The sequence below is a fragment of the Sulfophobococcus zilligii genome (assembly GCF_055398255.1).
Window position 1 is genome coordinate 1,296,616 of sequence record NZ_AP042406.1, and the last position, 13,347, is coordinate 1,309,962.

The 13,347-nt window shown below is 38.2% G+C and carries 14 protein-coding genes; 2 read left to right on the plus strand and 12 right to left on the minus strand.

Annotation, left to right across the window (positions count from 1 at the left end):
- Positions 1 to 4 precede the first annotated feature (4 nt).
- Positions 5 to 1,261, plus strand: coding sequence for an MFS transporter (locus ACZ5YP_RS07360; RefSeq protein WP_464835093.1), 1,257 nt, complete (start codon positions 5 to 7; stop codon positions 1,259 to 1,261).
- Here the strand turns inward: ACZ5YP_RS07360 and ACZ5YP_RS07365 are convergent.
- The 8 genes from ACZ5YP_RS07365 to ACZ5YP_RS07400 all read right to left on the minus strand — a co-directional run bounded on the left by ACZ5YP_RS07365 (position 1,224) and on the right by ACZ5YP_RS07400 (position 9,113).
- Complete coding sequence (locus ACZ5YP_RS07365) at positions 1,224 to 2,234, minus strand: MraY family glycosyltransferase (RefSeq protein WP_464835094.1); 1,011 nt, start codon at positions 2,232 to 2,234, stop codon at positions 1,224 to 1,226. The two genes, ACZ5YP_RS07360 and ACZ5YP_RS07365, sit on opposite strands and share 38 nt — an antisense overlap.
- The gene (locus ACZ5YP_RS07370) at positions 2,227 to 2,940 is read right to left on the minus strand and encodes an ERCC4 domain-containing protein (protein WP_464835095.1); all 714 of its coding nucleotides are present in this window, start codon (positions 2,938 to 2,940) and stop codon (positions 2,227 to 2,229) included. Before ACZ5YP_RS07370 ends, ACZ5YP_RS07365 begins: the two co-directional genes overlap by 8 nt.
- A gap of 28 nt (positions 2,941 to 2,968) precedes the next feature.
- Positions 2,969 to 4,360, minus strand: coding sequence for a transglutaminase-like domain-containing protein (locus ACZ5YP_RS07375; RefSeq protein WP_464835096.1), 1,392 nt, complete (start codon positions 4,358 to 4,360; stop codon positions 2,969 to 2,971).
- A 95-nt stretch (positions 4,361 to 4,455) separates the two neighbouring features.
- The gene (locus ACZ5YP_RS07380) at positions 4,456 to 5,313 is read right to left on the minus strand and encodes a class I SAM-dependent methyltransferase (protein WP_464835097.1); all 858 of its coding nucleotides are present in this window, start codon (positions 5,311 to 5,313) and stop codon (positions 4,456 to 4,458) included.
- Complete coding sequence (locus ACZ5YP_RS07385; protein WP_464835098.1) at positions 5,310 to 5,996, minus strand: endonuclease III domain-containing protein; 687 nt, start codon at positions 5,994 to 5,996, stop codon at positions 5,310 to 5,312. Before ACZ5YP_RS07385 ends, ACZ5YP_RS07380 begins: the two co-directional genes overlap by 4 nt.
- A gap of 87 nt (positions 5,997 to 6,083) precedes the next feature.
- Positions 6,084 to 7,382 (minus strand): asparagine--tRNA ligase, encoded by a 1,299-nt coding sequence (gene asnS, locus ACZ5YP_RS07390; RefSeq protein ID WP_464835099.1) that lies wholly within the window; start codon positions 7,380 to 7,382, stop codon positions 6,084 to 6,086.
- Positions 7,383 to 7,582: 200 nt separating this feature from the next.
- A complete protein-coding gene (locus tag ACZ5YP_RS07395) occupies positions 7,583 to 8,341 on the minus strand; it encodes a phosphoribosyltransferase (protein WP_464835100.1) in 759 nt (252 codons plus the stop codon).
- Positions 8,342 to 8,573: 232 nt separating this feature from the next.
- Positions 8,574 to 9,113: a GNAT family N-acetyltransferase gene (locus ACZ5YP_RS07400; RefSeq protein ID WP_464835101.1), complete on the minus strand. Its 540-nt coding sequence runs from the start codon at positions 9,111 to 9,113 to the stop codon at positions 8,574 to 8,576.
- Positions 9,114 to 9,155: 42 nt separating this feature from the next.
- Here ACZ5YP_RS07400 and coaBC point away from each other — a divergent pair, with 42 nt between their 5' ends.
- Complete coding sequence (coaBC, locus tag ACZ5YP_RS07405) at positions 9,156 to 10,406, plus strand: bifunctional phosphopantothenoylcysteine decarboxylase/phosphopantothenate--cysteine ligase CoaBC (protein ID WP_464835102.1); 1,251 nt, start codon at positions 9,156 to 9,158, stop codon at positions 10,404 to 10,406.
- A gap of 43 nt (positions 10,407 to 10,449) precedes the next feature.
- On the opposite strand, the gene ACZ5YP_RS07410 is transcribed toward coaBC, so the two are convergent.
- The 4 genes from ACZ5YP_RS07410 to ACZ5YP_RS07425 all read right to left on the minus strand — a co-directional run bounded on the left by ACZ5YP_RS07410 (position 10,450) and on the right by ACZ5YP_RS07425 (position 13,319).
- On the minus strand, positions 10,450 to 11,379 hold the full coding sequence (locus ACZ5YP_RS07410) for a hypothetical protein (protein WP_464835103.1): 930 nt from the start codon (positions 11,377 to 11,379) through the stop codon (positions 10,450 to 10,452).
- 67 nt (positions 11,380 to 11,446) lie between these two features.
- On the minus strand, positions 11,447 to 11,575 hold the full coding sequence (locus tag ACZ5YP_RS07415; protein WP_464835104.1) for a hypothetical protein: 129 nt from the start codon (positions 11,573 to 11,575) through the stop codon (positions 11,447 to 11,449).
- 144 nt (positions 11,576 to 11,719) lie between these two features.
- Entirely contained in the window at positions 11,720 to 12,496 is a 777-nt protein-coding gene (locus tag ACZ5YP_RS07420) for a 4-phosphopantoate--beta-alanine ligase (protein WP_464835105.1), read from the minus strand.
- Complete coding sequence (locus ACZ5YP_RS07425; RefSeq protein ID WP_464835107.1) at positions 12,447 to 13,319, minus strand: pantoate kinase; 873 nt, start codon at positions 13,317 to 13,319, stop codon at positions 12,447 to 12,449. The genes ACZ5YP_RS07420 and ACZ5YP_RS07425 overlap by 50 nt, the downstream gene beginning before the upstream one ends.
- Positions 13,320 to 13,347: the final 28 nt, after the last annotated feature.

Genomic DNA, 13,347 nt, shown 5'->3' on the forward strand with positions numbered 1-13,347 from the left:
CTCTATGAGGAGTGAGACTTCAACATACACGGCATTAAAAGAGAGTTTTAAAGAGCTAAAAGAAGTTTTTCGTGGAAACGTTGGTGTAATGGCTATTTCATGGTTTCTATTTTCTCTCACTGGTTCATTAATAAATCCCTTTTTTCCAAAATACGCTAAAGACCTTGGTGCAAGCGATTACGATATAGCTACTATGAGAAGTCTAGGTACACTAGCACTAGCACTATCAATTCTACCAGGGGGCATTATAACTGATCTCTTTGGACGAGTAAAAATAATACTGATAGGTACAGGATTAATAACACTAGCTCAATTCCTATATGCACTGGCACCAGACTGGAAGACGCTCACAATAGTCTATATACTAGACAACGCTGCACACTTCTATCAACCAGCATTAACAGCCATAGTAATGGATTCCCTGGGAAAAGGACGTGAATTCAAGGGCTTTCTAGCACTAAACATTGTTACAGCTCTACCAGGACTATTCATGCCTATTATTGGTGGTATTCTCTACGATGTAATTGGAACAAGTGGAATTAGATATGGTTTCCTCGCGCAGGGAATGGTTTCTCTAGTAGTATTGATTTTGAGAGTTAGATCTCTAAGAGAAACCTTTAAACCAAGAGATAGAGAGCTGAGTAGAATTATTCTTGAACTAGCTGGCTATAGAGGAGTATTAACGAAAGCAATTAAGCTATATATCTTTACATCTATTTTATGGCAGATAGCACTTGGAGTAGTAAACACGTATATGGCGCTATATGTAATAGAAGAACTAGAATTATCAAAACCCACATGGGGTTTAATCTCGGGAGTTTCTACGTTAAGCACTATTATATCATCACTCTACCTCCTTGGAAGACAGTTAAATATTGAAAAAGCCATCATCGGGTCTTCAATTGTGGTTTCAACGTGTATTATGCTCTACTCGCTTCCATCACACATAGAGAACAAGCTACTAATACTAGTCATTATACTCCTAGTAGCATCACTGTCGAATATAGCATCTAATATAATGGGAGCAGGGCTTTCAGCACTACAAACAAGGATTTTACCAGTAGAACTCAGAGGTAGAGCAGTAGGTATACAGAGAGTACTAGATAATCTAGGTGCATCAATAAGCGCGCAAATTGCTGGATTACTATACACCTATCTAGGTCCTTCAGACTCGTTTATTGTCTCGGGTTTAATGGGTTTAGCTAGTACTTTCTACTTGTATGTTATAGTATTCTCGAGTAGACGAGTAAGAGGGAAATAGAACATACTAGTGTTTGGAATAGTGCAATGAACAATACAACGTCTTTTTCATAGCATTTACCCTTAATTCTCGTAACTACTCTTATTGCTATGTGTGTTAAACTATATGATTTATCATAGGGTGGTTTTAACGAGCCATCTTCTTGTGGTATTCCAAAATTCTCTTTGTAAACACCGTTTTTCAAACCTCTAAGGAATAATAGTAGCTCGATAAAGTAAAGTGTAAAAGATAAAACAGCGTACTTCTCTAAGTTCCAATATATCGCTATTGTTGCATATAGTGCTCCAATACCATATGTAAAAGAGTTTCCAGGGAATGCTTTAGCCGGGTATTTATTGTACAGTAGTAAAAAGACTGTAATTGCCGCTATTGTTGGGACAGTAATATATATCGCGTCGAATCTACCGGTTAAATATGATAAAATAGACATATAGAGAAATAGTATTATTGATTGAGACGCCTCTAGTCCATTATAGCCAGCAATCATATTAAAAGCATTTGCAGCACCCAAAACACCAATTGGTATAATTACGAGTGGATAGATTAAACCTAGATCTAAAACGCCAATAAAGGGTAGTTCTATTGTACTACTACCAGCTTTTACAACGACTAAGGGGAGTGAAACAGGAATTGTAAAGACTACTCTTTTCAGTGGGCTAATACCCTTCTTCCACCCCAGTATATCATCGAAAAACCCTAGTAGACCCGCTAATAGTAGCGTGGATGTAATAGAGAGTATTGGAATAACATCTGTTCTAGCATCACCATATCTCTCAATAGCGATATAAGACATTATACCGAAAACTATTGATAGAATAACCCATACGCCACTAGCTTCTACAGCGTATACTTCTCCAGGTTTATTCATATCTCTACCTTTAAAACCTAGTTTCGACGCTGTATTAATCCACCAATCCATAAACAACTTGACTATTATACTTGAAACAACTAACGGTACTATTAGATCAAGCATTTTCTACTTCACCCCTCCACTCTGTGTTGAATATAGCATATATTTCCTGAGCACGTTTTTCACCAATACCTTCTACACTCATTAATTCATATACTGATGCATTAGCTATATTTCTAAGTGTTTTGAATTTCTCTAGAAGCCTCCTGGCGAGTACTGGGCCAACCAATCCCTCTGCAACGTAGAGTATTCGCTCTTGTATATTCATAGGTTTCTTTTCAACGCGCATTCTCAATACTTTTTTCTCTTCGGTTTTACCTAGGCTTTTAGCCTTAGCTACAAGCCATGCAATAGTGGCTTCTTTGTGTGGTGTGTGAAGTACTGGTATATTGTATTCTAGTAGTAGTGTATCTATAACTCTAAGAATACTCTGGATTTTCCAATTCCTGTATTTTTCAAGTACTGCTAGAGAACCCTCAATTATAATAAGGGGTCTGTGGCCATCAACCTCGGCTGACTTCTGTAGTAGTTTAGACTGCTCCCATATCCTATTATCTCTAATACTATTGGCGAAATCATCGACGGTTTTTCTCTCTATTAAAAGAGATTGTTTCCCGGGCGGGGCGAGTAGTAAGAAGTCTCCAGCTGTAAGTGCTTGAACAGCTACTCTTAAACCCTCTCTCATAAATAACTGTCTAAACTCTGGGTGTTTAGCGTCTTCTCTACTATCAATAACTATGTCTACAGGGGTGAGTAGTTTAAGAGACATTGATGTGCACCGTGGAACCGGGTTTATACTAGCGTTTTATTAAAATGACAAGTATTGAAATCAAAGCCGCCACTATAATAGCTATTAGTAGTATTAGACCCGTGTCTAGTATACTAGTTTCTCTATTAGTTACTGTTGTAGATGGCGTTGTAATAGTATTTGTTTCTTTAATCATTGTAGTTGTAGGTGTTGTTTCATTTTTCTCGGTTGTTTGGAGTTGTGTTGTTTGACTCGGAGTATAATGCGTGGTGCTTGTTGGTGTTGTACTAGTAGTAGGCTTCGTCGTGGGTGTTGGAGTAGTGGTGGGTATAATGGTGGGTGTTGTAGTGTTTGATTGCCCTCCAACTTGTTTTTTTATTCCTGCTTTTACATACAGGTACTCTAGTGTCTTGTTAACTGTGGCTTGCTCGCCAAATATTTTTCTAAATTCGTTTTCAGTATAGACAGCTATTACTTGTGTACCATTGATCTTCCTGTGGAATTCTACAACTTCTTCTACTGCTTCTTGTTGAACACTAGTGTCAATTGTATACCCATCTATAATAAATGGATACATGAGCATAGACCCTGCCAGATAGTCGAGAGATATCCAGCCATATCCAGGTAGATAAGCCATAACATAAGCGTGAGGGCCGTTATTATTGAATACATATGTAACGTTCTCGAGGGGTATGGATATTTCAAATCCATTTATAAATACATATCCAGAAACTATTACAGCTGGTATTCCATAATAGTGTAGAAGGTTGACGAGTATTCTAGATATGTCGTCACAATCGCCTTTCCTATCTTTTATTACTTCATCAAGGGTTCTTGGGAGAGCGCTTGCATTATATTCTATGTAGTTGTAGACAAAGAAAGCACTTGTTGAAAGCAATCCGAGTTTGCTCATAGATGATATGCTGATATTGTAATTCTTATTAATCCAATCCTCGTATGCTGGTACAATTACTTCTACTACTCTGCTATAAGGCTCTCTTATGTATTGTTTTACTAGGTATTCAGGTATATAGGTTTCATTAAACGGGTCGTATCTGGGGTCTTCAAGTGCTTGAATTAAATGGGCTAGTGATTGAGTAGAGTTTTTATAGCATATTTCTACGCGTACTATAAAGAATCCTTCATATTCTTCGCTCTGAGACACGTTAAATACATATACTCCACTCGACTCGTTTAATACAGTATTATATGCTAGTATAGGAGTAACACTCTGAATAAATCCTCCAGTTAAACTAGTATTTCGAGGTGTTTCAAGATAGAGTGTTTCATTTATAGTGGAATTCGTAATTATTATTCCATTAAGGAAGTAGAATGAGTGGCATTCGGGTAATTTCTCGACTACTTGAATTGATTGAATAGTAGATAGAGGTGTAAAGACTACTAACAGTACCATTGTAAACAATATGTATTTGGTATTCATGGAATAACACCACGTTGATTCAATATTATCCACTATAGCATAGAGGATAATTAACTTATATAGAAGAAACTACGTGGTTTTATCTAAAAACAACTCTATACTTCTACATCTAAAACTACTTGGTGTGTTCTCGGACCTACATTCCTTATTTTCCTTACCTGGTGTATTTTGTAATCATCTACCTTTAATTCTCGTAGTTTGTCTACAAGTATTTTTTCTGCTTTGGATTTCCAGTGTTCTCCTTTCTCGGTGAAAACATGGAGGTATACGTGGATCCAACCTCTGCCTTGCTTTAGTGCTTTTAATGCTGTTGAAAGATATTCTAGTGCCTTCTCCGGGTATGGCATTAATACTCTATCTGCCACTCCAACGAGTTTTTCTTCTACTACTTGTTTTGCATCTCCCAGAAGGGGGATGACTACGTCTTCTACATTGTTTAGTTTAATGTTTTCAACCATGTATTCATAGGCGTAGGGGTTTATGTCAATACTGTATACTCTACTCGGTTTTGAATGTTTTGCTATTATTATACTGAACAATCCTGCACCGGCAAACATGTTTACTACTACTTCTCCTGGTTTTACAAGTCTAGCTATTCTAATGTGTTCATAGTTGAGACTGGGAGAAATATAGACTTTGTTAATGTCGACTTTGAATAAACACCCGTGTTCGCGGTATATAGTTTCACTCCTCTGCTCGCCAGCTAGCCACACGTTTTTTCTCAGTCTATACTCGCCTTCAACTCCTGGTATTGCCGCCCACACTGTTTTAACATATGGTATTCTCTTCAATATCTCTTCTGCAACTGGTTTTAATTCGAGAGGGTCTAGGCCTAGGGGCGTTCTTATTAATGCAATATCTCCTATGAATTCAATTCTACGCCAGAGTTTTTCAGCGTATTCTTCCCCCATAACTTCTCTAGCTATTTGTTTGAGTAGTTCTCCTCTAGTCATTTACTGCTAGCACCGTAGGAGCAGTGGTTTCTAATTACACAATTTATACAATCTGGTTTTCTAGCTTTACATGTTTTCCTACCATGTGTAATGAGGAGTAGGTGTAGTGGTAGGTATAGTTGTGGATTGGTGTTTTCCATCCAGAAACGCCTTATTTCTTCATAGTTTCTTCTAGCTACATATCCCAGTCTAAGTGTTATTCTTGTAATATGAGTGTCTACGGGGAATGAAGGGGCATTAAACCACATGAGTAATACTACATCAGCTGTTTTAGGACCTATACCCGGGAGTTCTAATAGTTTTCTCCTGGCTTCTTCTACACCCTTCTCTCTAAGTGTCTTCTCTACTTCGCCTACAATGTCTCGTTCTATGAAGGCCCCTGCCAGTTCTTTGATTTTTCTTGCTCGCTGGTATTGCATACCGCTTGGTTTAATTGCTTCTGCTATTTGATCAATACTCGTGTTTAAAATTTTACTTGGAGTTATCTCGCCTGCTACTTCTAGGAGTCTACTATATGCTCTCCACGCGTTTACATCACTAGTGTTTTGACTTAGAATAACGGCTACAGTAAACTCAAAGAGATTTGTATGTCGTAGTCTAGGTGCTACGAAGTCTTCTAAATCAATACTATATGTGTTTACAAGTCTCTCATATATAATATCACCAATGAACCTATCATCCACGATTCATATCACGCTCTTTACCTACATGGAAGAAGAGCGGAAAAACATGATTTCTTCATAATTGAATTATATTGTTTTTCGAGTACTCTATGGATAAACCCTCTCTCTAAATCTTGGAAATGGCATTGTTTCTCTAATGTGGTCTAGTCCCGCAATCCACATTACAGCTCTCTCTATTCCAAGTCCGAAGCCACTGTGTGGAACCGACCCGTATCTTCTAAGGTCGAGATACCACTTGTAGTCGTCTGGGTTTAATCCCTGTTCTACTAGTCTCTTGTATAGTGTTTCATAGTCGTCTTCTCTTTCACCACCACCAATTATCTCGCCATATCCTTCTGGTGCTAGTAGGTCGAATCCCAAGACTACTTCTGGTCTAGACCTATCTATCTTCATATAGAAGCTCTTGATTTCCTTTGGGAAGTGTGTTAGGAATATAGGAGTATCGAACTCCATTGTTAGAATTCTTTCTTCGTCGGCGCCGAGGTCATCACCCCACTTGATGTTTACTCCCTTCTTTTGTAGTATTTCTATTGCTTCATCGTATTTTACACGTGGATATGGTGTGTTTAATGCTTTCTTTAATACTTCTATGTTTCTTCCAAGGTCTACTAGTTCGCTTTTTCTCTCTTCTAGTACTCTTTCAACAATATATGATACTAGCCCCTCAGCTTCTTTCATCATGTCGTCCATGTGATACCATGCTGCTTCTGGTTCTAAATGCCAGTATTCAGCGAGGTGTCTTCTTGTCCTGGATTTTTCAGCTCTAAAACTCGGTGTTAAACTAAATACTTTTTCTAACACGTAGATTAATGCTTCTAGGTATAACTGGGCGCTCTGACTTAGATATGCTTTGCTTCCAAAGTAGTCAACTGGGAATAGTGTAGCTCCTCCCTCGCAGGCACTGGCTGTAATTATTGGTGGTGTTACCTCCCAGTAGCCTTGTTTAATAAAGTATTCTCTTCCAGCTTTGAGAACACTGTGTTTTATTTTGAATAGCTTGGAGTATTTGGGGCTTCTAATAGCTAGGTGTCTATTGTCTAAGAGGTAGTCTATACCCTCTCCTCCCTTGATTGGAAAGTCTCTACTATAACCTACAATACTGAATAAATCCGCTTCTACTTCGTATCCACCAGGCGCTTTCTCGGATTTCTTGACGACCCCACACGCTACAACGCTTGCTTCTAGCCCAATATTCTTTAATTCATCTACTAACTCCTCTCCAAGTTTGCTTGCTTCAACTACTACCTGTATTACACCAGATGAGTCTCTTACACGAACAAACGCTTTTTTACCAACTACACTCCTCCTATAAATCCAGCCCCGTATACAGACCCTCTGATCAACCACTTCATCTCTAAATAAATCACTAATAGGTTTAAACTCCACCCATTATCCCCACTACTAGCTTCAAATACTCTTAAAAGAGAAGCCGTTATTAAGGATTAAAGTAGACCCGGTGTTTTGAAATATTACTTGTTAGCGGAGTCTACATAGATGGGTTTTCTCTCGATTTATATGGAAACATAGTGGAATGAAAAACGAACCAGCTGTAAGTAGATGAGGGTTTACGCTAAAACTCTAAATTGTTAATTACACCCTTTCATTAACAGTATTTTGTTATCCAATACTTTTATAATGCCGTGTTTCTCGAGGTTTCTTAATGCTTTTTTGAGATGTATTGTGCTTGGTTCAAAACCATAGAAGTTTTTAATATCATGTACTAGTTTATCTATGTCTACTGATCGTATTTCTTGTTTCTTGTATTCGTCTACGAGTATTTTTACGAATTGTTGATAATCAGATATCCTCGACCATGGGAATTGAAACCAGACAAATCGCTTTGGCTCTATAAACGTATAGTCTGGTTTTAGCGTTGATGTTTGTGCTTTCCATACTAGTGTAGCTGTTTTTACTTCTGACGACCCCCACTCCAATAGTATTTGTTTAACTTTTGCAAGATGTAAACCCGTGGCAGTGACTTCTTCTACTGCTAAACTTTTCATGTTTTTCAAGTCTGCTTGTATTTCTACTGGGATCGTAATTGAGAGGTTTCTAACGACGTTGGCTATACAGGAATCTACTTCTCTAGTCATAAAACACCTTATTAAGTCAGCTAGATAGTTCTCTCCCTCTCTTTTTTCTTTTTCACTCCATTTTATTGGAACAGCTATGAGTTTATCTACGTCTATATAATCACACAGCAACCTTGAAACGATATATCCACCTCTGCCTACAGCTACAACTACATCTGGTTTAAAACCCGAAGATGCTATTTTCTCTGCTAGCCGCATACTCCAGTCTTCTACTTCACTCCACGAAACGTGTTTAACAGGGTAGATGGGCATTTTGAATCACAATGGTTTTTTAAAAGCGGCCACTTAATAATGTTGATGATTGAGAAATGTTTAAATTGCAGAGCTTGCTTTATTTCTAGCTCTGAGAGAGCTGTTTTTTGCTGGTGATTGAATACTGTGAGTGGTGTTCTTTGAGAGAACAGTAATGCATGTCTCTAATTCTCTATTAAGTGTAAAAACACTATTTTGATTAATGAGTGGCGTGATTTCAATATAAGGGTTACTATGGTAGTTTTCTAGCCATTACATATGCGTCTTCTCCATCTAGGTAGTAGCCTTTTTCTACTTTTACTACTTTATAACCTAGTTTTTCGTAGAGTGTTATAGCTGGTTTATTTGATACTCTTACTTCGAGGTATGTTTCACTACACTTGTATTCATCATACATTGTCTTCATCGCGTAGGCCATTAGTGCGTAACCCAGGCCTTTACCTCTGTGTGCTTCTAAAACAGCTATACTTACAACGTGGCCTGATTTTACTAGCCAGTGCTTGAAAAAGCCTGGTTTTGTCTCTATTCTATTCATGATATAGCCGACAATTTCACCGGTTGGAGCCACTGCGACATAGAAGGCCTTGCCCCAGTCTTCTAGTAGTTCCTCATAGAATATTCTGGGGTAGTGTTCTGGGAGTGATACCTCGTTGATCTTGATAACGCTGTCTAAGTCTTCTCGAGTAGCATTTCTAATAGTGTATCCAGGAGCTTTCTCGCGCAGTTTTCTCTGAGCCTCCTCGAAGATGTTGTATACGTGTAAAGCCTCCATAAATACCCCCTCAACTCTGAATATATGGTAGAGGGATAATTTATGGTATTATCACGTACGCCCACCGTTGAAGAACTAGGTCTTCTAGCAACACAGCCGCTTAGAGACAAGAAAATACTTTTAGGTGTAACTGGCTCTTCATCTATATATAAATCGATTGATTTAGCACGTAGACTTATTCGTATGGGTGGTATTGTAAGAGTAGTTATGACTAGGTTTGCAACAAAGTTTATATCACCAGACCTTTTCTACTGGGCAACCGGTCAAAAACCATTTGTGGAAATGACTGGTGAAACAGAACACATTGATTTAACTAAGTGGGCCGACGCGATGGTTATTGCTCCTGCAACACTAAACACTATGAGTAAAATAGCATATGGAATACTCGATGAGCTTTTAACACTCACAGCTGTAACAATGCTTGGAGATGGAAAGAGAGTTATAGTTGTTCCAGCAATGAATACTAGATTAATGAATTCACCACAATACAAAAAAGCACTAGATATACTCCGCGAAGAGGGAGTTGTAGTCATACCACCCAAAATCGAAGAAGACAAGGCGAAATACCCACCCCTCGAAGACCTCTCACACTGTATTGATGCAGTAGTTAATCGTGGTAGAGATCTAGAGGGCTTGAAAGTACTAGTAACAGCTGGAGCAACAGTGGAACATATAGATCCGGTCAGAGTAATTACTAATCCAAGTTCTGGTTTAATGGGCGTACTAGTTGCACGTGAAGCGGCTTGTCGCGGGGCAGATGTAGTCTTAATACATGGTAATATGTCGGTTGAACCACCATACATGGTTAAAACAATTAGAATAGAGTCGACAGAAGACATGGCTAGAGCTGTAAGAGAAATTACTACAAACCATGTATTCGATATAGCGGTATTTGCAGCCGCTCCCGCAGACTATAAACCAGTATCTACAAAAACAACAAAGATTAGTACTAGAGAACACCCAAAACTAGTAGTTGAATTAGAACAAACACCAAAAGTAATAAAGAACATTGTAAACAAGCCGAGATATATTGTTGCATTTGCAGCTGAAACAGTAGGCGGCGACCAACTACTAGCAAAAATCCAGGAGAAAATGAACGACTACAGCTCAGACCTCATAGTAGGAAACAATATTCTATCAGAACACGCTGGCTTCGGCAAGGACTTTCTAGATGCAGTAATACTAGATAAAACTGGTGTAATAACACGCGGACTACTAGCAAAATACGAAATTGCGAGATTAATACTAGATAAAGCTGTATCAACTATAAAACATAGGAAACTAGACACGTAGCTATCGTTTTCCCATTCCACTTGGATTCAACTTCACACATTGACTAGCTACTACATTCTAGTTTGTTTTCTACTATTCCCTCGAGGATTTCAACTGGCGAGCCAAATACCTCGTAGAATCTACCATTATACTTTGATTTAACTACTTCTATGAATTTTTCAAGTGTTTTAGTTACAGTTTGATCTAGTGGTGTATCTAGGGGTCTTGGAGCATAGTAGTCCAATCCCTTCAGCAAACTAGTTGCAAACACCCATAGTGTCTTCTCTACCTTTCTACCTTTAACCTGCTGGCCTGAGAAACCCCTTGAACTAAATGATGAGTATACAATGTATATTTCGTCTACTATATTTTCATCTAGGTCTATAATGACTTTTTCTTCGAGGTCTACTACTTCATATCCGTGTTTCGTTCTACTCGTCGGCTCGAGATGTATATTAAATAACTCTTTGACTTTAGGGTCGTAGACGAGTACGCGTGAACCTCCAAGTATTCTCAGTGAGCCCTCATCGACGCCGAGAATAGTGTTTTCAGTTGAGTATACTTTAAATCCTTTTGCAACTGCTAGTGTTGTAATAGTGCTCTTTCCAGTGTGTGGGTATCCAAGAATTAATATATTTCTACCTGGTAATCCAATAGAGATTGAATCAGTGATCATAACATATCCTTTCTTTGCAAGTCCTCTAGCTAGTACTTGGAGTAGAAAGAAAACAGGAGATTCATTTATATAGGGAGATGGAGGTTCTCCTTGTACAATATATAAATCGTTTCTATCAGAGGAGAAGCTAGTAGATAATACTTCAAACCCCTTACCCTCAAGCCAGTATATAGTAGCTACTGGTGAACTACAATTAGAAGTAGAGCTTAGTCGTGGAAGATAGCGTCTAGCAAAATCAGTTGTAAAAGCACTATATAGTGTATTAAAATCCCTATGGTATACTTCAATACATACATCTAGTATTTCCAATCCATTCAAAGCAAGCCCTATAATGATTAATTCAGAGAGGAATAAAAAATAAAAAAAGTGAATTAATTCGAGTAAACTAGTCTCTCATCAACTCAGCTAAACACTCACTAAACGCTTTACCTTGAGATATACAGTATTTTTCCTGGTATTCTCGTGAATTCACAATCCCTACATACATCATGTAGATCAATATGTATGGATTCATATCCATACCCTTAAGTAAATATCTTCAACAACCCCTTTTATACTTGAATATATATCTAGTAATACAGTATATATTTTGATGGGATTTTAGTGGGATAGCTGAATTATATAATGGTAATGGTTTAGAATTAGTGTAGAGACAGAGCTAGAATTGAATTACTAGGTTGGAATTTGATAATTGTTTTAATCTCTCATTTATGTGTGTTAATGCTTCTTGTAGAATCTTATTGTTATCATAGTTCCTTAGTATTTCTTCAAGGTAGCTCTTGGGTTTTAATTTGAATTCTCGGGTTTTCTCGATCATTAGTGGTATTGCTCTTACTACATTATCTACAATTGTTATACTTGCTGCTCTAGCTGTTCTTGACAGTGGATTTAAGTCTATTGCTATGACTGTTTTACCCATTTTTCTAAGTGCTTCAGTTCTATCGCCGTCTTCTAGTGGGACTAGTACAACGTCTGCTATTAGTATTCCACGAGGGCTTACTCTACGCCTCTCACTGAAGAGCTCTGGAATAGTTGCTGAGGCGTCTTCTCCTACACCAAGCACTTCTTGTGCACCGTGCTCACGAAGCCATTTTGCAATTGCTTCTTCTCGCTCTCTCGTTCTATAGAACAAGTTGACTTCTATTTTTGCATTTAACTCTCTGGCTAGCTCAACTATTTCTCCTGGTACTAGTGCAGCGGTGTTTCCATTGACTGATATAACCGGGTGTTTGGCTAGTAGTAGTCCTGCTACAGCTGCTTCAATAGCTTTTACTGCAAAGGGCTGTGTAGACTCGCCGATTAAGTAGTCAAAACACTCTCCTCTACCATGTGCAATTAATCCTTCAGGGGCAACTAGCCCTTTCTTAAATCCTTCTACTAGTTTTTCACGTATTAATAGACTCGTTCTTCTCGGGTGGTTTGGTGGAATAAACACATGTAACACCAATATGCGATATAGTTGTAGAGAGGGGTTTATACCCTCTCTTTTCCAGTATTGATACTGCTTCATCTATGTATTCTCTCTCAATCCAAATTATCAACGCTGATTTCTTCATGTAGTAGTCTACAACTCCCTTCAAAGACTCTACTACATCCTGGATCAATGAGTAATCAAACAATCTACTAGTAAAGAGACGGGCTGATTCAAAGAATACACGTAGATCTTCTGTTTCAATAAAACGGTTTAACAAGAATACCCCGTAATCCAATAGTTCTTTATTCATTCTACTAAGCATTCTACCAGTATCTTCTCTAAGACCAGTTCTTACAACTAGTAGATTCACGTATTCTCTAGGTATTAATCTATAAGCCCTCCCAACGCCTGGAGCTCCAGGTTCTACTCTAACTGCTACTCCACCAGTATACTCTGCAATTACGTCGCCCAGGCCTGTTTTATACTCTACTTCTAATGTGTGGGCTAGTTGTAGTGCTTTGAGTGATGGTTTACCAGCTTGTAGATATGAGCCTAGTGTATGTGTAATTAATATGTTTGCAGATACTCCAAACCCCTCTCCCAGGTCTACTGGGGAGACTATTCTGGTTTCTACGGCTCTCCCTGCTTCTCTACAAATAATTTCTGCTTGTTTATCTAGTACGCTCTTCTCATTGAATACTATTCTACAAGGCCCAGGTCTAGACTCGCCAATAGAGTATAATGCTAGGTTTAATCCTACACCAATACTCCCCGTTTCAAGGGGGTTGCTGGTATATCTAGGTATCCAAACACCAGAGACATGTAGTGGTGTAAGTATCTTCATAAAAACCATCAATTTAAGATTTAATTAC